Source organism: Nocardia citri, from assembly GCF_054065835.1.
In genome coordinates this window covers 92,169-111,505 of sequence record NZ_JBSUQM010000015.1, presented here as the reverse complement: position 1 = coordinate 111,505, position 19,337 = coordinate 92,169, and the positions used below count along the sequence as shown (strand labels likewise).

Sequence of the window (19,337 nt, the reverse complement as noted above, 5' to 3'; positions counted from 1 at the left end):
ATGCGCCGGGGCCTGTACGAGCCCGATCACGAGGCGTACCGCGAGACGGTTCGCGCTTTCCTCGAACGAGAGGTCGTGCCCCACAAGGACAAGTGGGACGAGGACCACTGGATCGACCGCGAGGTCTACAGGAAAGCCGCGGCCGCCGGGCTGTACGGACTCGAGATCGCCGAAGAATACGGCGGTTCGGGCGTCCACGACTATCGGTATCGGATGGTCGTGTGTGAAGAGGTATCGCGCATCAACGCGCTCTCGTTCAACCTCACGATCAGCTTGCAGGACGACCTGGTCCTGCACTACCTGCTCGATCTCACCAGCGACGACCAGAAGCAGCTCTGGCTGCCCGGCTTCGCCGCGGGCGAGATCATCGGCGCCCTCGCCATGACCGAGCCCGGAGCCGGCAGCGACCTGCGCGGAATCCGCACGAGCGCGGTCCGCGACGGCGACCACTGGATCATCAACGGGCAGAAGACCTTCATCTCCAGCGGCATCATGGCCGATCTGGTGGTGGTCGCCGCCCGCACCGATCCCGATGCGGGTTCGCGCGGATTCAGCCTCTTCGTCGTCGAACGGGATACCCCCGGGTTCGAACGTGGACGCAAGCTCGACAAAATTGGGCTGCCTGGGCAGGACACCGCGGAACTGTTTTTTGAGAATGCGCGTGTCCCGCACGCGAACCTGCTCGGCGAGGAGGGAAACGGCCTGCAGTACCTGATGAGTCATCTCCCGCGCGAGCGCCTCGGCGTCACCGCCAAGGCGCTGGCGACCACGCGGGCGATCCTCGACCAGACCATCGAATACTGCAAGCAGCGACGGGCTTTCGGCCAGCCGATCTCCGACTTCCAGCATGTCCGGTTCGAACTGGCCGAGATGGAGACCGAGGTCGACCTCGCCGAGGCGTACACCGACAAATCGGTACTCGCCTACAACGCGGGCGAACTCGATCCGATCGATGCGGCCAAGGGCAAGTGGTATGTCAGCGAGCTCCAGAAGCGCGTCCTCGACCGCTGCCTGCAACTGCATGGCGGGTATGGCTACATGACCGAATACCCGGTCGCCAAGGCCTACATCGATACCCGGATCCAGACGATCTACGGCGGCACCACCGAGATCATGAAGGAACTCATCGGACGGGCGATCGCCCGCTGAGCCCACGACCGGCCACTGCCGGCTCCGCTGGGTGAACAACGCCGAGGGCCCCGGACCACACCAGGTCCGGGGCCCTCGGCGCACCGGTCGAGAACGCCGCTGCGCTCAACCGGCGACGCCGCGCTCGATCAGGGCGTCCACGTTCGGAATTCCCCACTCCGTCAATACATCTCGGGTGTGCTGGCCCGGCGGCGGGTTCCCGAGCTCGGTCCGCGACAGCGAGAACCGGGGTGCCGGCGCGGATTGCACCGCACCACCACGATCGATCCGCGCGCCGCGATGTGCGGATGCGCCACGGCTTCGCGCAGACTGACGACGGTGCGCACCGGACAGCTGGCCCGCACGAGCCGACGGGTACACCCTTGGACAGGAATCAGGTATTCGAGCGAGAGGCTCGTGTCCCGGGTGCACTCTCATACGGCAGTAAGGAGCTTTCCTCACACCGGCCGTGTCAGAAGACCTTCCGCATGATCTTCATCGCGAGATCGGTGTAAGGCGGATACATAAGCCGGAGGTCCGGCTTGAATGTCTTCTTCAACACCGCCTTCCGATGACTCAGTGCCTCGAAACCCCAGCGGCCGTGATACGCGCCCATACCGCTCGCACCGACACCGCCGAACGGCAGTTGCGGCACCAGATAATGCATCGCGATGTGGTTGATCACGGCGCCGCCGGACGGGATTTCATCGACCAGCCGCTGTTGCACGGCCGACGACCCGCTGAAGAAGTACGCGGCCAGCGGTTTCGACCGGCTGTTCACGAAAGTGATGGCGTCATCGAGGCTTTCGTAGGACAGCACCGGCAGGATCGGCCCGAAGATCTCCTCCAGCATCAACGGTTCGTCCGGATCCGGATCGACGACCACCGTCGGCTCGATCGACAAGGATAACCGAGTCGTCCCGCCGCCCGTGACGACCTTGCCCCGTGTCTGCTCGAGGTAACCCGAGAGACGATCGAACTGTCGCTCATTGACGATGCGCCGACCATCAGCATGCCCGTCGCGCTCGAATTCACCGATCAGCTCGACGACCTTGTCCACCAGCTTGTCCTGGATCCGGTGATCGGCGAGGACATAGTCCGGTGCGATGCAGGTCTGCCCCGAGTTCATGAACTTGAACCCAGGCCAGGCGGCGGGCAACGACCTCGAGATCGACGTCCGCGGTGACGATGACTGGGCTCTTACCGCCGAGTTCCAGCGTGACCGGAGTCAGGGTGGGAGCGGCGGCAGCCATGATCTTCTTGCCGACCTCGGTGCCACCGGTGAAGACCGCGTGGTCGAAGCCCTGGGCCAGCAACGCCTGGGTCACGTCGGCATCACCTTCGACAACCGCGACAGCGGTGCTGTCGAAGTACTTCGGCACCAGCCGGGCCAGCAGGGCGGAGGTCGCGGACGCGAGTTCGGAGGGCTTGACGACGGCGCAGTTTCCCGCGGCCAGTGCCGCGATCAACGGCCCCAACGTCAGCAGGACGGGATAATTCCACGGCCCGATGATCAGGACGACGCCCAGTGGCTCGTACTGGATCCAGGCCGAGCCCGGATACTGGATGAGCGACAAGGGCTGGCGCTGTCGTTTCATCCAGCCGCGCAGGTGCTTGATCGCGAAGACGGCTTCACCTCGGGTGGAGGCGATATCGCCGAACCACGCCTCCTGCTTGCTCCGACCGAGGTCCTCGGCGAGTGCAGCCGCGACCTCGTCCTCGCATTCGTCGAGCAGCTTGACCAGGCTCCGCAGCTGCTCGAGGCGCCACTCCACGCTCCGGGTTCGCCCCGAGGCGAACCCGCGCCGCATCCGCTCGACCACGGCCGTGATCTGTTCGGTGCTCATCAGTTCGGTGCTCATCGCAGTGTCGCCGGAAGATGCTTGACGGCGTGCACAAAGTTGCCGACCAGGTAGGAAGGCTCGCCGACCCGCAGGTCCGGTGCACGATGCAGCAGCTGGTCGAAGATCTCACGCAGCTGGATCTTGGCCACGAAGTTACCCATGCAGTAGTGCGGGCCACCGCCGCCGAAGCCGACGTGCGGGTTCGGCGACCGGGTGATGTCGAAGACGTGCGGGTCAGTGAAGACGCTCTCGTCCCGGTTGCCGGAAGAGAAGATCGTGGCGACCCACTCCCCCTTCTTGATCTCCTGCCCGCCGAGCACCGTGTCCTGGGTCGCGGTCCGGCGGAAGGTCATCACCGGCGTCACCCAGCGCACCAATTCCTCGGTGGCCGAACCGATTCGCCCATCGAAGTCCTCGAGCAACAGCGCCTTCTGCTCGGGGAAGTCCTGCAGCGTCTTGAGGCCGAGGGAAATCGTGTTTCGGGTCGTGTCGTTGCCCGCGACCGACAGCAGCACGAAGAACGAGGCGATCTCGTCATCGGTCAGCCGCTGACCGCCGACCTCGGCGTGGACGAGGTTCGTCATCAGGTCTGACGCCGGGTTCTTACGCCGCTCCTGCGCGAGTTCCATTCCCATCATCAGCAATCCGACGAGGGAATCGTTGAGCAGTTCGACCGGCGCGCGGCCGCCGGCGACATCCTCGTCTGCCCAAGCCACCATCGCGTCGGCCATGTGCGCGGCTTCATCCCGCTGCGACACCGGCAGTCCGAGCATCTCGTAGATGGTCCACATCGGCAGCCGCTTGGACACCTGGTGCACGAAGTCGAACTCGCCGTCACCGACCTCGAGCAGATCGTCGACAATAGTTCGCGCCTGGTTCTTGATTTGATCGTGGATCTTGGCCACCTGCTTCGGTGTGAACGCCGAGCTGATCAGTTTGCGTAGCGCGGGATGCCGGGGCGCGTCCATCGCCAGGAACGACGAGGCGGCCTCGAGGATGTCGGTAGGGACTTCCTCGAGCTGGATGCCCAGGCCGGAGCAGAAGACTTCGGGCTGCTTGCTGACCTCGGTGATCAGCCGATGGCTGGTCACCGCCCACACGCCCTCGTTCTCGGGCGGCATCAGCGCGCCCTCGATCGACGGGTGCCAGCTGATCGGCCGTTCGGCCCGCAGCACTCGGAAGGTCTCGTCGCGTTGCGCGGCCGTCTTCGACCAGAACGACAGCGGGGAGATGCTCAGCGGGTCATAAGCCCGTGGAGTGGATTCGATTGCCGTAGTCATATCAACACTTCCTTGCAATGCCATCGGGGCGTCACTGGTTCTGGGCCACGGACGCCGGCTTGTACAGCTTCTCCAGCTCGCGCTTGACGAGCTTCCCGGTTGCGGTGCGCGGCAGCGAGTCGACGAAGTCCACGCTCTTGGGTGCCTTGTAGCGGGCCACACGGTCCCGCGCGTAATAGATGATCTCGGTGGCCGTATCGCTCGTGGGCGCGACACCGGGTTGCAGCTGAACGACGGCTTTGACCTGCTGCCCCATCTCGGCGTCGGGAACACCGATCACGGCCACATCGAAGATCGCCGGGTGCAGGGTGAGGACGTTCTCCACTTCCTGCGGATAGATGTTCACGCCGCCGGAGATGATGACGAACGACTTCCGGTCGGTCAGGAACAGAAAACCATCCTCGTCGACGTACCCGAGATCGCCCACAGCCGTCCACGTCGGATGTTCCGGATGCTGTGCGGCAGCAGTCTTTTCGGGATCCTTGTGATAGGTGAACGGCAAGGTCTCTCGCTCGAAGTACACGGTACCGACCTCGCCGGTAGGTAGTTGCTTGCCGTCGTCATCGCAGATGTGCACCGGCCCGAGAACACTGCGGCCGACCGAACCCGGCTTCGCCTCCCAGTCGGGGGTCGTAATCACAGTCAGCCCGTTGGCCTCGGTGGAGCCGTAGTACTCCACGAGAATCGGCCCCCACCAAGCGATCATCGCGCGCTTGACGTCCGGAGGGCACGGCGCGGCGGCGTGAATGGCCAGACGCAGACTCGAGATGTCGTGTGGCCGCGGACTTCAGCCGGCAACTGCAGCAGCCGTACGAACATGGTCGGAACCACCTGGGTGACCGTCACCCGATACTGCTCGATCGCCCGGAGCATCTCTTCGGCGCCGAATTTCTCCATCATCACCACGGTGCCGCCGTAGGCGTGGACCGCACCACACCAACGCAACGGAGCCGCATGGTACACCGGGGCGGGCGATAGGTAGACATCGGCCCCGTTGACGCCGAACAGCATTCCGACCGCCATGGTCAGCGGGTCGCCAGGCTGGTCTACCGTGATCGGCAGCAGAGGCGGCTTGATGCCCTTGGGGCGGCCGGTCGTGCCGGACGAATACAGCATGTCCGATCCACGCGGCTGATCGGCCAAGCGCTCGCCCGCACCCTCGAGCTCTCGGGTGTACGAGCGGTAGCCCACGACGTCGCCGCCGAAAACCAGCCACTGCTCGACGCCGGGTGTCAGGTCCCGTATCCCTACGGCGAGTTCGGCGGCACCGGCGGACGTAACCACCACTTCGGCGTCGCAGTCGTCAATGATGTGCGCCGCTTCGGCAGGCGTCAGATGCCAGTTGATCGCGGTCACGTACAGGCCGGAACGCAGTGCCGCCCAATAGATCTCGAAACACTCGGGCGCGTTGTCGGACACGAGCGCGATGACATCGCCCTGGCGCAGTCCGAAGTCGTGCAGCACACGGGCGAAGCGTGCCGAATTCTCGTCCAACTCGCGATAGGTGATCGTCCGGCCGGAACCGGCCATGATCACCGCCGGTTTGTCCGGGGTGGACTGGGCGTGGACGCCTGGAAACATTGTGCGGTACCTCTCCGCTCGATCTTTGCGCTCTGCCTGCTCAGACCAGAAGATCCGCGCGACCGTCCTGCTTCAGGCGTTCGATGTAGACCGGGTAGAGCTTGCTGCCCAGCGGAGCCAACTTGAGCATGCTCGCGACATTCCCCGCGATCTTGATCTTGCCCTTCGCCATCGCGAGCGGCAGATTGACCTTTCCTTGCCAGTAAGCGTTGCCCGTGTCGGCGGTCATCCGCATGGTCGCCGTCGTCTTACCGAAATGCTCCTGCCCCAGCTCGATCACACCCGCGGGTGCGTCAATGACCAGGAAGGTTTCCGGATCCGAGAACTCGAACCCGAGCACGACACCGGTCGCCGCCAGCTTCGGCCCGATCTCAGGATCGGCGAATGCGGACTCGAAGATGCCGCCGATGTACTTGCGCACCTCGCCCGCGTCCTTGAAGGCCATGTCGGTTCCTCTCCCACGGGGCAGCGCCCCTGTGTTACATAATATATCTTTGATTAAATTTCAATCCGAGACTTCACTGGAAACCTTCAGAGCGAGGTTCCGGGCGAACGCCCATGGAGTGAGCCTTGTGGTGTGCATCACAGGTGATGCGAGTATCGTAAGCATAAGTCGACTTACGCACAAGACCCGGGGGAAGCTTCGAGCCAGCAGCTGTCGGCAATCCACCTGACACACCCAGACGGAGACCAATGGCCATCAAGCAGGACTACTTCGACACCGCGCTCGAACTCCTGTCGGAGCAGGGTTACAGCGCGTTGAAGCAGGCGACGTTGTGCAAGCGTCTGCGGGTGACGACAGGATCCTTCTATCACTACTTCGAGAACTGGCATGATTTCACCGCGCAGTTGCTCGAGCACTGGCAAGCGGAGCGGACGACGCAGCTGGTCGAAGCAGCGCAGCTATACCGCGATCCACTCGCCCAACTGGACGCCCTGCTGCAGTTCGCGCTCGGTCTCCCCCATCGCGCCGAGGCGGCGATCCGGGTCTGGAGCAAGGTCGACCCCGAGGTCCGTTCGATTCAGGACGCCGTCGACGCCCAGCGTTTGGAAGTGGTCGCCCATGCTGCCCGAGCGATTCTCGACGACGAAGAGGAGGCCCTCCTCCATGCCCGCTGGGGCCTCTACCTTCTGGCCGGCTATCAGGAGCTGGACTCCGGCGAGAACCCGGAGGCACTCGAATGGGTCCTGCGCCGGCTATTGCGAGAGCTCGAGGAGTTGTCAGCCAAAAAGCGCCACGTAGCGCCAATCTAGAACCGGCCGTTCATGATCGACGGCAGGGCCTGCGGCGAATACCTCCGACCGGAGGTGGACCAGGCGGCCTCCGGTATCGACCGGGACAACCTCTTCGACGGTGATCACGCTGCGTAGTGTGTCGCCTTCGTGAACTGGTCCGACGTGGTCGCACCCGTGCCAGCCGACGACCGTCGCCAGATTCGGGAATACCCGGGATGCTTGGGACGACGCGATGCCGATGGTGTGGCCGCCGTAGACCAATCGATGACCGCCCGCAGCGTCTGCGTCGTGGTGCACCCTGGCGACATTGAGGCTGATCCGGGCCAGTTGCGGTGCCGCGTCGACCACGTCACCGCCGATCACCTCCACTCGCTGGCCGGCCTCGGGAACCGGACCGGGGCCGCCACTCAGTGCCGCGACGTTCCAATCCCCCACCGCCGCAGACCAATTCAGATCTGCGCTGGCGCCGATGCCGTCCAGGTCGTCGACGCGGCCGGTATCACGATCCGCGCGCAGCGGCAGCATGGCGCAGCGCCAGAAGTCCAGGACGTCACGGCCCTGCTGATCGATAGTGCGAATGCGCAAGGCAACCAGTCCGGTCGAAACCCGATCGGGACGACGCCGGTTCTGCCGCAGCCCTTCAACTGTCGTCGTGGTGGTCAAGGTGTCGCCCAGATGGGGCATTCTCCGGAAAACCAGCCCGCGGTAGAACAGGTTGGCCTTGACGTGCTGGGTCAGGACCGTGGACTGGCCGATGGCGATGTCCCATACCAGCGCCGGGTGCGCCAAACCGGCCCGACCGGTAACTGCCGCGGACAGGCAATGGTCGAGTGGAAGCCGGAGACGATCACCGACTATCGACTGGTGGACGGCGGCAAGGCCATCGGTCAGGGTGACCGACGGCGCGCCGTCGAATACCTGACCCGGCTCGAGTTCTTCGAAGTACGGCCCTTCGGCACTCACAGTGAAACTCCGCTCTTCAGCAATGTCCGGCGTGCAGCGACCGCGATCGCTTCGTCGATCATCTGACCATCGAGTTCCACCGCGCCACGACCACTGCCGTGAGCAGCGGCCAGGGTATCCACCACTGCGCGCGCGTACCGCACCTGTTCGCTCGACGGCTCGAACGCGACGTTTATGGCCTCGATCTGTCGAGGATGAATCGCCCACTTGGCGTCGAACCCGATCCGCGCCGCGTGGCCGACCGCAGCCCCGAACGCGTCATCGACTCCCACCCCGAGATACGGACCATCCACCACATCCAAACGATTGGTCCGCGCGGCGGCAATCACCCTGTCCTGCACCGCGATCCACAGCGCGGGCTCCAGGCCCGCCGCCCTGCCCAGTGATGCCGCGAGGTCCGCATACCCGGTGATCAAGGTCGAGAGCCGCGATGTCGCCGCGGCAATCTGCTCGATCCGGCTCAGCCCGTCGGCGGTTTCGATCAGCGCCTCTACCGCGATCCGACCAGCGTCGTCCGCTCCGGCCTCGACGCCGTCGAGCAGACGATCGGCGAACTCGAGATCCCCCACCGACTCGACCTTGGGAAGCACGATGGAACTCGCAGGCACCCCCAGCCGCACCACCGCGTTGATATCCGAGTGGCACCAGGGTGTTCGGGGCGCGTTGACTCGCACCGCGATCGAAGGCAGCTCATCGGCGATCTCACTCCAGGCGATCGCACCGAGCACCGCCCGCGCGCGGTCCTTGTCCGCGGGCGGCACCGCGTCCTCGAGATCGATGACCACCTGATCCGCGCCGGCTGTCAACGCCTTGCGGATCTTGTACTCGTCGCCACCCGGCACGCAGAGGACCGACCTCCGCCGTGGACGTCCCGTCATGAAGCACCCACCTTTCATAGTTTTTAATCTATGTTAAAGTATATCGGTAGTTGTCGGAGCCCAGCGAGGAGTCAACGGTGAGCGAGCTGTCCGCCGAGGAACAGCAGGTAGTGGCGACGGTGCGCGAATGGGTCGACCGTGAGGTCCGACCCGTTGCTCGCGACCTCGAGCACGCCAACGAGTACCCGGAAAAACTGATCGAGCAGATGAAACAGCTCGGGATCTATGGCCTGGCCATCCCTGAGCCCTACGGCGAAGCACCGGTTTCGATGCCGTGCTACGTGGGTGTGACCGAGGAGCTCGCCCGCGGCTGGATGAGCCTGGCCGGAGCGATGGGCGGCCACACGGTCGTGTCCAAGCTGATCCTCACCTTCGGCACCGAGGAGCAGAAACAGCGCTACCTGCCGAAGATGGCCACCGGCGAGATCCGGGCGACCATGGCCCTCACCGAGCCCGGCGGCGGCTCCGACCTGCAGGCCATGACCACCGTCGCCAAGCGAGAAGCCGACGGCTACACCATCAACGGCGCGAAGACCTGGATCAGCAACGCCCGCAGATCGCAGTTGATCGCACTGCTGTGCAAGACCGACCCGGCCGCCGAACCCCGCCACCGCGGCATCAGCATCCTGCTCGTCGAACACGGCCCCGGCCTGACGGTTTCGCGTGATCTCCCCAAGCTCGGGTACAAGGGCGTCGAGAGTTGCGAACTGCTCTTCGACGGCTACCACGCGCCCGCGGACGCGGTGCTCGGCGGGGTCGAAGGCAAGGGCTTCTCGCAGATGATGAAGGGCTTGGAAACCGGTCGCATCCAGGTGGCCTCGCGCGCCTTGGGTGTCGCCCAGGCGGCTTTCGACGACGCCTTCGCCTACGCCCAGCAGCGTGAGAGCTTCGGTGTGCCGATCTGGCAGCACCAGGCGATCGGAACCTACCTGGCCGAGATGGCCACCAAGCTCACCGCCGCACGGCAGCTGGTCCTGCACGCCGCACGCAAGTTCGACGCGGGCGAGCGCTGCGACATGGAAGCCGGCATGGCCAAGTACTACGCCTCCGAAATCGCCATGGAGATCGCGCTCAACGCGGTACGCATCCACGGCGGCTACGGCTATTCGACCGAGTACGACGTCGAACGGTATTTCCGCGATGCTCCCCTGATGATCGTTGGCGAGGGCACGAATGAGATCCAGCGCAATGTCATTACGTCGCAACTCATTGCCCGCGGCGGGCTCTCTCGCTGAGGCCACATGAACCGGAACGGCCGGTGCCTGCGATCCTGATCGCAAGCACCGGCCGTTCTCATTGGAGTTCACCCAGGGTCGACTACGCCGAAGGCTCGTGTGGCGCAATAGATTCGGGCAGCTGATCGATGCCGAGCGCCGCTTCGATCTCTTCCATTGCCTCGCCGGTGTACACCGCCAGCCGCTGCACGTGCGGTACGGACTTGCTGCATGGGGTGAAACTGATGACGGCCTGGCCAGCGCAGCTCGACATCGTCACATGCAGCGCTTGGCCGTGAAGAGCACCGACGGACCGTAGATTTCTTCTACCCGGGCGCCGTTGAAGTACAGCGGCTCGACAGGTCCGGGCACATTCGAGATGACCAGGGTTGGCGGGCGGGCGGCCGATCCCGCCGATCAGCAGCAGCTAGAAGACATCGTTCACAGTGACATTCGCGGTCTTCGCGACACGCTTGAAGCGCGCCAGATCGTAATGCTGCACAGCGGCCCGGCCGATCAGGCAGCACCCGTATGCGGGTACGCACGAAAAGGGTGGCCCCAACGGGACCACCCCTTCACCGCGGACCGACCGCGGCCGCGCTCAGCTCCGCGATCCGTGTGCCGAGGACGATTTCGGCGCCTCCGGAGCACCGTTGATCCGTGCGTCATAGCCACTTCGCGCCGACTTGTCGAAGACGAGGAAAGTGGTATCCGCGTCGAGGAGGTGGTTCATGACGTCCCGGATCCTGCGGCCGAACACCGGCTGCAGCCGGGCGATCGGTCCGAGGACCCCCGGCAGATAGACGTCTGGCTTGCGTGCCGCGATCGCTCCGACGATACCTTCGGCAACCTCCTCGGGCTCGAGGTTGCGAACGAACTTCGTACCCCGTGTGCCCGCGATCAACTCGGTGTTCGTGAAAGAAGGCAGAACACAGGTGAACGACACACCGGACTTCGCGAATTCGACACGTGCGGTCTCGGTCATCGAGATCACCGCCGCCTTGCTGGCGCCGTAACTCAGACCTCCCGGAATCGGCGCGGTGCCCGCCATGGAGGACACATTGACGATGTGACCAGAGCCGCGCGCGATCATGCTGGGCAGCGCCGCACGCATCCCGATCATGGGCCCCGCCACGTTGATGTCCAGCACTCGCTTGGACAGCGAGGTCGACTCTTCGAGGAAGGGGCCGATAGGCATGATGCCGGCGTTGTTGATCAGGATGTCGAGCGGACCGAAGCGCGCCTCGGCCTTCGCAAGAAATGCGACGAACGACTGCTCGTCGGTAATGTCGACCCGGACAGGTTCGACGTCCGGCCCGATGTTGGCGGCGGACTTCACGGCGGCGTCACCGTCGATGTCACCGATTACCACCTTGGCGCCACGGCGATGCAGCGCCTTCGCGGTCGCCAAGCCGATGCCGCGCGCCGCGCCAGTGATGGCGACGACGCGACCTTCGATCCGACGAGTCAGTTGCGATTCGTTCATTCCCTACCTACCTCATTGGAGGTCGTGATCGACCAGCGGTGACAGTCATTATATTAGAACATAAATTAAATTCTAGTCCCGATTGATAGGAACCGATCAGGCATACCGCCACAGGTCGCGGCAGGGCAACGGCCGCAGCCCTGGGCGCACCTTTCATGCCCGCGCTCAGGCCGCGCGGCACCTGTTAAGGGTCATGAGCTGGGAACCGGGGCGGCGACACGCGCTGCGGCGAAGGCGAGGGCTTCCTCCCAGCTCGCCTTCTTCATGAGCAGGCCACGGTATTTCATGATGACGTTCTGACCGTTCAGGGTGAGTGCTCCTGCGAGCCTGTCACCTTCGCGGTACAGCGCGACCCAGCGCTCATCGGCATCTGGGTCACCCTCCACGACCTTGATCTCGTCGGCGGTCGGCACGCCAACGAACTGGATCCGGCTGTCGTACCAGTCGGACCAGAAGTACGGCACGGTCTGATAGGGCTTGGCGGATTCGGGGGCCAAAGCATTCCGCGCCGCGAGCGCACCCTGCTCGGCGGCGCTCGTCCAGTGTTCGAGCCGCATCAGACGATCGAAGAGCAGGTTGTGCCACCGCGCGACGTCGCCCGCGGCATACACCCCCTCGACACCGGTCCACAGCGTCTCGTCGCAGACCACGCCGTTGTCCAGACGCAATCCGGAACCCTCCAGCCAGCCCGTCGCCGGAATCGCACCGATGCCCACGACGACCAGATCCGCTTCGATCGCCGTGCCGTCACTGAGCCGCACGCGCTCGACGCGGCCCTCGCCTTCCAGACCTGTCACACCGATACCGCAGCGCAGCGGGGTGCCGTTCCGCTCGTGCAGGGCCGCACACGCCTCGCCCATACGTTCGCCCACCGCCCGGACCAGCGGGGTCGGCAGCGCTTCGAGAATTGTGACGTCGAGACCGCGCTTGCGCGCACCGGCGGCCACCTCCGAACCGATGAATCCCGCACCGACAACGACCGTGCGCGCACCGGCATCCAGGGCCCGCCGGATCGCGATCGCGTCATCGAGGGTCCGCAGCGCATGGACGCCGCTCAAGCCCTCCGCGCCAGGCAGCATCCGCGCGTCGGCACCGGTCGCGATCACGAGCGCATCGTAGGAGACGGCGCGGTCGCCGATCAGGACCCGCTTACCTTCGGTATCCAAACCCGTCGCCGGCGCACCGAGTACGAGCTCGACGCCGAGCTCGCCGCGCAGGACATCTTCATCGCGGAAGATAGTCGAAGCGGGCCCCTCACCATCGGGCAGTTGCTCCAAGTACGCCTTCGACAGCGGCGGACGGTCGTAGGGCAGATGCGCTTCGGCCCCGATGAGAGTGATGCTGCCCTCGAAACCCGCCTTGCGGGCGGCTTCCACCGCCCGCAGCCCGGCGAGGGACGCTCCGACTACGACGAGGTTTTCCTGGGACACTCGGTAACCTTCCCGCTTGATACCACTTTAATCGATATTAAATTAGATTATGAGTGCCCGTCAACAGGTGGACCACAGTCCGAGGCCCCTCGTCGGCGACTGCCACCCGGTTGCCCACGGACGTGTCCTTAATCCACCGACGAAGACCGCGTCAAGGACGATTCATGAGCACCGTCGACGATCCGGCGGGCACCCAGCGGCGCCCGGCACTCGGAATCGAAGCGGAACTGGACGCCGAAGGTTTCGAAGGCGCCGAGTTGATCGGTCGCGGCGGTTTCGGCACCGTGTATCGCTGCCTGGAGCGGACACTGGACCGGCAGGTTGCCGTCAAGGTGCTCCGGACCGGCCCGCGCCCGGACGATATCGACCGATTCCTGCGCGAACAGCGGACCCTCGGCAAGTTGTCCGGACATCCGAGCATCGTCACGGTCCTGCATGCCAACGTCTCCGCGACCGGTCGGCCGTTTCTCGTAATGCCGTACCACTCACGCGGATCACTGCCGAGATTCTCCGATCCCGCGGACCGCTCCCCCTCGCGGACGGACTCCGACTGGGCGTCAAGCTCGCGGGCGCATTGGAGACGGCACACCGCAACGGGATACTGCACTGTGACGTCAAGCCCGGAAACGTCGTCGTCACCGACTACGGGGAACCCCAGCTGTGCGACTTCGGCATCGCCGCCGATACTATGGGCAATCCAGGCCACGCCGCGTTGATGCCCTGACGAACTCGCGCGGTGAGCGGTCGTCAGCCCGTCGAGGTGGGCTGCTATGAGCGTGAGGTGCGTTTCTACCGGGAACTCGCGCCGACCCTGCCGGTGCGAGTGCCGCAGTGCTATCACGCCGAGATCAGTGCCGACGGCGGCAGTTTCTGCCTGGTCCTGGAGAGCCTGGTCCCCACCACCTCCTACGACCAGCTCTCCGGCTGCGACGAGGGCAGTGCGCGTATCGCTCTCGAAGCCGCTGCCACCCTGCACGCCGCCACCTGGCGCAAGCCCGAACTGCGCGAACTCGACTGGCTTTACGGCGGACTCGACGTGTGGCAGCAGTTCGGCGAAGCGGCTCCCCGTGTCCAGCAGGCGTTCCGGGAGCGGTACGGCGACCTGCTCGACGACGCCGCACACGAGGTCGCCGCGCGCTTGGCGCAGGGCTACGCGGCGCGCTGGACACAGACCCTGCGAGAACCGCGTTGCCTGTGGCACTGCGACTTCCGTCTCGACAACCTGCTCTTCCGCGGCGACGGCGGCCGAGTGCCCATCACAGTGGTCGACTGGCAAAGCGTCACCCTGGCCCCGGGGCCGATCGACGCGAGTTACTTCATCGGCGCGGGCCTGCCGATCGAGGTACGCCGCAAATCCGAGTTCTCGCTGCTGCGGGACTACCACTCGACACTGAAAGCTCTCGGCGTACAAGACTATTCGTGGGAGCGCTGTGTCGACGAGTACCGCGTGAATACCGTGTGCGGCTTCCTGGTCGCGATGGTCGCCTCGATGGGTGTCGTCCGATCCGAGCATGGCGACAGGTTGTTCACGACCATGGCCAATCGCCATGCCGCCCACGTCCTCGACAACAACGCCTTCGACCATCTCGACGCACTCGCCGACAGCTAGCCCACCCGACGCAACCCATCCGAAGGTCACACCCGTGCTCACGCCTTTCGACGAATATCCCATCCACCAGACATCCCTCCCGCTCGCACAACCGGGCAGCGGCCATCCGGATTTCTACGACCGCTACTGGTTCAACGGATTCCGGGACGGCCTGTACTTTGCCGTCGCTCTGGGCATTTACCCCAACAAAGGCATCATCGACGCCGCATTCTCCGTCGTCCGCAACGGTTTCCAGCGATCGGTCTTCGCATCGGGCCGACTGCCGCTCGACCATCGCCAACTTCGCATCGGCCCGATATCCATCGAGATCGTCGAACCGTTCCGCATCAACCGAATCGTCGTGGATGCACCGGAGTTCCAGCTGGCGGCAGAGATCGAATTCCGGGCCCGCACTGCTGCATTCGAGGAGGCCAGGCAGACCCACTACCAGGGAACTCGGCTGTGGATGGACAGCACCCGCGCTACCCAATTCGGCTCCTGGACAGGCACACTGACCGTCGCCGGAGAATACGGGCTGTTGGGGCCGGGCCATCGCCGGTGTTCGGCGTCAAGGACCGATCATGGGGTATCCGCTCCGTCTCCGGCAACGTCGGCTCCGCGCCGGCGCTCACGCCGCCCCAGGTGTTCTTCCTATGGACCCCTCTACATTTCGAGGACTGCGTACTGCACGGGCTGGTATTCGAGGACTCGCATGGACTGCCATGGGCGGAGAGTGCGGCAGCCCTGCCGGTGATCGACGAGGACTCCCCGAGCTGGGGGCCGGACTGCCGCGTCGAACACCTTCGATCGATGCGACACCGAATCGACTGGGCCCCAGGTCTTCGCCGTTCTCGGCACGCGACACTCGAATTCACCCGTACCTCAGGAGAACTCGACATCGTCGAGCTCGAACCCGTATCAACCTTCCGGATGCGTGGCGCCGGCTACTCCCATCCGGTATGGGGACATGGGACCTGGCACGACGAGCTGGCCGTCGGCGGCGAGAGCTATCGCGTCGAAGATCTCGACACCATGGACGCGAGCTGCCTGCACGTACAACAGGTCGTACATGCCCGGTGGGGCGACCGGACCGGAATCGGCGTCCTCGAGCAAGCCGTCATCGGACCACACGCGCCGAGCGGGTTCACCGGTTACACCGATGGTGCGCGACAAGACGGGCCCGGGACGCTCGACCAGGCTCCGGCTCCGCGCTCGGGGGCCGCGGAGAGTCAACGGCCTGGCCTAGACTCTCCTTGGTGACGAAGGTATCGAATCGAAATTCGAAAGATGCGTCTGCAGCCGCGGTAGTCAGCGGCAAGGGACGTCGGCGCCGCACCGACGTGCTGAACGCGTTGACCGAGTTGCTGCAGTCACATCGCCTGGCCGATATCGAGGTGCAGGACATCGCGCGCCAGACGGGTATCAGCCGTTCCAACTTCTACTTCTATTTCCCGACGAAGGGCGCGGCGGTCGCCGCGCTCATCGCGGATATCCGGCACAACCTGCGAGCGGTCGCGGTGGACTGGTACAGCCGCGACGACCTTCCCGATGACGAGCGGATTCACCGTGGCATGCACGCCACAGTCGAGTACTGGCGCGCTCACGCGCGATTGATCGCGGCGATGTTCGAGGCGGTACGGGAGGACCCCGAGGTTCGCGGAGTCTGGCAGGAGACGATCGACGAGCTCACCGCCGGTGCGAGCGAACGAATCGCCCGCGCCGACAACACGTACCAGGGCTTCCAGCCCGCAGCGCTCGCCGCCGTGCTGGTCGACATGACAGCACGGGCGATGGAACGCGACGTCATCTCCATCGTCGAGTCCGGCCGGCCCCTTCCCGAGATCGAAGCAGCCCTGGTTCACGTATGGCTGTCCAGCACCACGCATCCTCGAGAAAATTCGACGCGCGTCTAATTTTTTCTATACAAGACTAAAAACTGGCGCTACGCTTCGTGTGACCCCCAACACGAACGCGAGGTTCCCCGATGCGCGCCACACTTTGCGCGACCAAAGACATACTCCTCGGCCTCTCCCCATGGGTACCCAGCCAGGCCGGCTACGGACTCGATTCACTGACGCCTCAGGAGCTGACAGCCGCGCTGGCGAACGGCACGCCTGGGGCGAAGATCGAATCCCTGCGGGTCGAGATCGACTCGCGCGGTACAACCGACCGGGCCCGATTGCACCTGACCTGGAACGAAGCCGGCCGCCGCGCCGGGTTGCCCGCATCCGCGTTCGCGAAGGGCACCTCGACCAAGCCGGTCTCGCGGATCATCGTCTCCGGATTCGGCTGCCACACTTATGAATCGCGCTTCTTCACCCAGATTCAGCCGAGCCTGTCGGACCTGACCACAGCTCACTGCACTGTCGGACTACCCGGATTCGGGCGGGTAGACCACTCGCCGCCGCCGTCCGGAGCAGGGTTGACGCCTTCCAATAACTTAATCTAGCTTTGATTTAGGTCACATTGGTTGGGATGCAGACGAGAAGAATCCATCTGTGAGCTGCCCCAAGGCCAACCCCTCGCCCTCAGGAGGTCCCATGCTCACCGATACGAAGAAACGCGTCCTCAACGCGTGTTCGATGACCGGACTGGTGACCCTGCTCGTCAGCCTGCTCGGTTGGCTGATCGCCGGCGTGCTCCCACTGCCACTCGGGCCGTCGCACACCACCCAACGCGTAGTCGACTTCTACTCCGACGGCGGCACGCTGCGGATGACCGGCTTCGTGATCGCCCAGCTCGGAATCGCATTCACGATTCCGCTGGTCGCCGTGATCACGATCCATCTGCTCCGGGTGGAGGGCCGAATTCCCATTCTGGCGTTCGTGCAGATGGTCGCGGGCACCGTGGCGGCGATGCTGCTCATTCTTCCGATGATGCTGTTCGCGATCATCGCGTTCCGCCCCGATGCCCTCGAACCGTCGACGATCCGCTTCCTGAACGATATGGCCTGGCTGCTGTTTCTCACGCCGATCGTGCCGTTCATGATTCAGAACATCTCCATCGGTGTCTGCGTACTCACCAACCAGCAGACGGTTTTCCCCCGGTGGGTCGGCTACGCCAACTTCTGGATCGCGCTCTCATTCGTCCCGGATGTCCTGGCCTACTTCTTCTTCTCGGGCCCGCTCGCCTGGAACGGTGTCCTGATCTTCTGGCTGGCTCTGACGACATACGCCATCTTCCTGGTGATGATGTCGGTGATGACGATGCGCGCCAACCGCCAACTGGCTGCTCCCTCGGCGGCCCCCGTTCCCGATACGGCACAGGTATGACCTCGTCCCAGACTCCCCGGACCGACCATTGGTCCACACTTCCCGATCCCTGGCCGCGTGCGTTCGAATGGATCGAGCACACCGTGGCCGGCGAAGTGGTTTCCTTTCGTCGGCAGGCTCGTTGGCGACCCGCCTGGTTCATCGACGTCCGCGCGGACGGGCAGCTACACCACGTCTACTTCCGTTGTCAGCGTGAAGAGAACCTCCCCTGGGTCAGCAGGCTTTCCGTCGAACGCGAGTCCCGCATCATGCGGGCGCTGCAGGACAACGGCGTGAAAGTTCCTCAGGTGTACGGATTCTGCCCGGATCCCGAAGGCATTCTCATGGCATCGATTCCCGGCCGCGACAGATTCGGCGCCGAGGACCCGCACGAACTGCGTGACCGCGTGCTGATGGACTACATCGAGGAACTCGTCCGAGCCCATGCGATCCAACCGGCAACGTTCGAAAGTGCCGGGCTCTACCGCCCCAAGAGCGCGCGAGAGATCGGTCTGATGGGATTCGAGCTGTCGGAGAAGTGGTATCGAACGGTCAAGCCCGGACCGGATCCGATCAACGAGTACATCGTCGGCTGGATTCACCGTAACCTCCCGAGCGGACGCGATCGACTCGTGTGGACGCACTTCGACGCCGGACAGTTCCTGCATCACGAAGGCCGTATGACAGCACTGATGGATGTCGAATTCGCCTGTCTCGGCGATCCGCTCGCCGACCTCGGCGCCATGCGGATGCGCGACACCGCTCAGCCGATCGGTGACCTCACGCAGGCCTACCATCATTACGCGCAGATGACCGGCGAGCCGGTCGATCGCCACGTCGTCAATTTCCACGCAGTCCGTTTCGCCCTGCTGACGTCGTTGCTGTCGGTCGGTACCCGATCGGACCCGGTGCCGGAATTCGATCTGGCGCAATGGGAGTCCTGGTCGTTGCTGTCTCAGCGCCTGTGCTTGGAAATCATCGCCGAGGAAACGGGAATCGAACTCGAGGCCGAAGAGGCCCTGCCGGTACCGGCACCGTCTCGGCGCCGACCATGGATCCTGTCATCCGAGCGAGTTCTCACCGACGTGCTGGCCGATCTGCCCGAGCAGGATCATCTCTCGTATCGGCTCCGGATCGCGCGTGATCTGACCGCCGCAGCGCTGCGCGCGGACGAAATCGCGCTCGAGCTGGAGGAGCGAGACCGTGCCGACGAAGAGCTGCTGCTCGGCCACCGGCCATCCTCCTGGCAGGAGGCCGACCGCCTGCTGGAGTTGGCGACTCTCGAAGCGGGCGAGGACCAGGATGGCCGTCTGCTCTGCTTCCTGCACCGTCGGCTCCGACGCCAACAGATGATGCTTGATCCAGCGATGCGTGACGTCCGCGGATTCACAGTGCAACGTATCGACTGGGACCGCGTCGGCTGATTCCGCGGCTGCCGCAACCGAAAGGAAGGCTTCC

The 19,337-nt window shown here is 64.5% G+C and carries 16 protein-coding genes and 4 pseudogenes; 10 read left to right on the top strand and 10 right to left on the bottom strand.

Annotated elements, in window-relative coordinates; genetic code table 11:
* Nucleotides 1-1,149 (top strand): acyl-CoA dehydrogenase family protein, encoded by a 1,149-nt coding sequence (locus ACW2Q0_RS20600; RefSeq protein ID WP_457192505.1) that lies wholly within the window; start codon nucleotides 1-3, stop codon nucleotides 1,147-1,149.
* Between the two features lie 451 nt (nucleotides 1,150-1,600).
* Here ACW2Q0_RS20600 and ACW2Q0_RS20595 read toward each other — a convergent pair.
* From ACW2Q0_RS20595 to ACW2Q0_RS20580, 4 genes and pseudogenes are all read right to left on the bottom strand, one after another.
* A pseudogene (locus tag ACW2Q0_RS20595) lies at nucleotides 1,601-2,990 on the bottom strand (aldehyde dehydrogenase family protein).
* Nucleotides 2,987-4,252 (bottom strand): cytochrome P450, encoded by a 1,266-nt coding sequence (locus ACW2Q0_RS20590; RefSeq protein ID WP_457192504.1) that lies wholly within the window; start codon nucleotides 4,250-4,252, stop codon nucleotides 2,987-2,989. The pseudogene ACW2Q0_RS20595 and the gene ACW2Q0_RS20590 overlap by 4 nt, the downstream one beginning before the upstream one ends.
* A 31-nt stretch (nucleotides 4,253-4,283) precedes the next feature.
* Nucleotides 4,284-5,833: pseudogene (locus tag ACW2Q0_RS20585) on the bottom strand (acyl-CoA synthetase).
* A gap of 40 nt (nucleotides 5,834-5,873) precedes the next feature.
* Complete coding sequence (locus tag ACW2Q0_RS20580; protein WP_457192503.1) at nucleotides 5,874-6,278, bottom strand: SCP2 sterol-binding domain-containing protein; 405 nt, start codon at nucleotides 6,276-6,278, stop codon at nucleotides 5,874-5,876.
* Between the two features lie 248 nt (nucleotides 6,279-6,526).
* On the opposite strand from ACW2Q0_RS20580, the gene ACW2Q0_RS20575 reads away from it, so the two are divergent.
* Nucleotides 6,527-7,087 (top strand): TetR/AcrR family transcriptional regulator, encoded by a 561-nt coding sequence (locus ACW2Q0_RS20575; RefSeq protein WP_457192502.1) that lies wholly within the window; start codon nucleotides 6,527-6,529, stop codon nucleotides 7,085-7,087.
* On the opposite strand, the gene ACW2Q0_RS20570 is transcribed toward ACW2Q0_RS20575, so the two are convergent.
* Together ACW2Q0_RS20570 and ACW2Q0_RS20565 are read right to left on the bottom strand one after the other, a co-directional pair.
* Entirely contained in the window at nucleotides 7,055-8,032 is a 978-nt protein-coding gene (locus ACW2Q0_RS20570; RefSeq protein ID WP_457192501.1) for a MaoC family dehydratase, read from the bottom strand. The genes ACW2Q0_RS20575 and ACW2Q0_RS20570 overlap by 33 nt on opposite strands.
* Entirely contained in the window at nucleotides 8,029-8,910 is an 882-nt protein-coding gene (locus ACW2Q0_RS20565; protein ID WP_457192500.1) for an HpcH/HpaI aldolase/citrate lyase family protein, read from the bottom strand. Before ACW2Q0_RS20565 ends, ACW2Q0_RS20570 begins: the two co-directional genes overlap by 4 nt.
* A gap of 77 nt (nucleotides 8,911-8,987) precedes the next feature.
* Between ACW2Q0_RS20565 and ACW2Q0_RS20560 the strand changes: the two genes are divergently transcribed.
* The gene (locus ACW2Q0_RS20560) at nucleotides 8,988-10,145 is read left to right on the top strand and encodes an acyl-CoA dehydrogenase family protein (protein WP_457192499.1); all 1,158 of its coding nucleotides are present in this window, start codon (nucleotides 8,988-8,990) and stop codon (nucleotides 10,143-10,145) included.
* Between the two features lie 82 nt (nucleotides 10,146-10,227).
* Here ACW2Q0_RS20560 and ACW2Q0_RS20555 read toward each other — a convergent pair.
* From ACW2Q0_RS20555 to ACW2Q0_RS20545, 3 genes and pseudogenes are all read right to left on the bottom strand, one after another.
* Nucleotides 10,228-10,496 (bottom strand): annotated as a pseudogene (locus ACW2Q0_RS20555) (WS/DGAT domain-containing protein).
* 229 nt (nucleotides 10,497-10,725) lie between these two features.
* The gene (locus ACW2Q0_RS20550) at nucleotides 10,726-11,610 is read right to left on the bottom strand and encodes an SDR family oxidoreductase (RefSeq protein ID WP_457192498.1); all 885 of its coding nucleotides are present in this window, start codon (nucleotides 11,608-11,610) and stop codon (nucleotides 10,726-10,728) included.
* Between the two features lie 191 nt (nucleotides 11,611-11,801).
* Nucleotides 11,802-13,040, bottom strand: coding sequence for an NAD(P)/FAD-dependent oxidoreductase (locus ACW2Q0_RS20545; RefSeq protein ID WP_457192497.1), 1,239 nt, complete (start codon nucleotides 13,038-13,040; stop codon nucleotides 11,802-11,804).
* A 164-nt stretch (nucleotides 13,041-13,204) separates the two neighbouring features.
* Here ACW2Q0_RS20545 and ACW2Q0_RS20540 point away from each other — a divergent pair.
* The 3 genes and pseudogenes from ACW2Q0_RS20540 to ACW2Q0_RS20530 form a co-directional block, all read left to right on the top strand.
* Nucleotides 13,205-13,719 (top strand): annotated as a pseudogene (locus tag ACW2Q0_RS20540) (serine/threonine-protein kinase); the annotation flags it as partial.
* Nucleotides 13,720-13,776: 57 nt separating this feature from the next.
* A complete protein-coding gene (locus ACW2Q0_RS20535; protein ID WP_457192496.1) occupies nucleotides 13,777-14,649 on the top strand; it encodes an aminoglycoside phosphotransferase family protein in 873 nt (290 codons plus the stop codon).
* A 34-nt stretch (nucleotides 14,650-14,683) separates the two neighbouring features.
* Entirely contained in the window at nucleotides 14,684-15,382 is a 699-nt protein-coding gene (locus ACW2Q0_RS20530; protein WP_457192495.1) for a hypothetical protein, read from the top strand.
* A 164-nt stretch (nucleotides 15,383-15,546) separates the two neighbouring features.
* Here ACW2Q0_RS20530 and ACW2Q0_RS20525 read toward each other — a convergent pair whose 3' ends face one another.
* Nucleotides 15,547-15,801, bottom strand: a complete 255-nt coding sequence (locus tag ACW2Q0_RS20525) for a hypothetical protein (RefSeq protein WP_457192494.1) — start codon at nucleotides 15,799-15,801, stop codon at nucleotides 15,547-15,549.
* Between the two features lie 83 nt (nucleotides 15,802-15,884).
* Between ACW2Q0_RS20525 and ACW2Q0_RS20520 the strand changes: the two genes are divergently transcribed.
* The 4 genes from ACW2Q0_RS20520 (at nucleotide 15,885) to ACW2Q0_RS20505 (ending at nucleotide 19,303) form a co-directional block, all read left to right on the top strand.
* Nucleotides 15,885-16,541 carry a TetR/AcrR family transcriptional regulator gene (locus ACW2Q0_RS20520; protein WP_457192493.1) on the top strand — a complete coding sequence of 219 codons (657 nt, stop codon included), beginning with the start codon at nucleotides 15,885-15,887 and terminating at the stop codon, nucleotides 16,539-16,541.
* 71 nt (nucleotides 16,542-16,612) lie between these two features.
* Nucleotides 16,613-17,077, top strand: a complete 465-nt coding sequence (locus ACW2Q0_RS20515) for a hypothetical protein (protein WP_457192492.1) — start codon at nucleotides 16,613-16,615, stop codon at nucleotides 17,075-17,077.
* A 91-nt stretch (nucleotides 17,078-17,168) separates the two neighbouring features.
* Complete coding sequence (locus ACW2Q0_RS20510; RefSeq protein ID WP_457192491.1) at nucleotides 17,169-17,900, top strand: hypothetical protein; 732 nt, start codon at nucleotides 17,169-17,171, stop codon at nucleotides 17,898-17,900.
* Entirely contained in the window at nucleotides 17,897-19,303 is a 1,407-nt protein-coding gene (locus ACW2Q0_RS20505) for a phosphotransferase (protein WP_457192490.1), read from the top strand. Before ACW2Q0_RS20510 ends, ACW2Q0_RS20505 begins: the two co-directional genes overlap by 4 nt.
* Nucleotides 19,304-19,337: the final 34 nt, after the last annotated feature.

Bases quoted from the DNA above. Each gene is read 5' to 3' on its own strand.
- ACW2Q0_RS20600 (WP_457192505.1), top strand. From the start codon at position 1: ATGCGCCGGGGCCTGTACGAGCCCGATCACGAGGCGTACCGCGAGACG.
- ACW2Q0_RS20590 (WP_457192504.1), bottom strand. From the start codon at position 4,252: ATGACTACGGCAATCGAATCCACTCCACGGGCTTATGACCCGCTGAGC.
- ACW2Q0_RS20580 (WP_457192503.1), bottom strand. From the start codon at position 6,278: ATGGCCTTCAAGGACGCGGGCGAGGTGCGCAAGTACATCGGCGGCATC.
- ACW2Q0_RS20575 (WP_457192502.1), top strand. From the start codon at position 6,527: ATGGCCATCAAGCAGGACTACTTCGACACCGCGCTCGAACTCCTGTCG.
- ACW2Q0_RS20565 (WP_457192500.1), bottom strand. From the start codon at position 8,910: ATGACGGGACGTCCACGGCGGAGGTCGGTCCTCTGCGTGCCGGGTGGC.
- ACW2Q0_RS20550 (WP_457192498.1), bottom strand. From the start codon at position 11,610: ATGAACGAATCGCAACTGACTCGTCGGATCGAAGGTCGCGTCGTCGCC.
- ACW2Q0_RS20515 (WP_457192492.1), top strand. From the start codon at position 16,613: ATGCGCGCCACACTTTGCGCGACCAAAGACATACTCCTCGGCCTCTCC.
- ACW2Q0_RS20510 (WP_457192491.1), top strand. From the start codon at position 17,169: ATGCTCACCGATACGAAGAAACGCGTCCTCAACGCGTGTTCGATGACC.
- ACW2Q0_RS20505 (WP_457192490.1), top strand. From the start codon at position 17,897: ATGACCTCGTCCCAGACTCCCCGGACCGACCATTGGTCCACACTTCCC.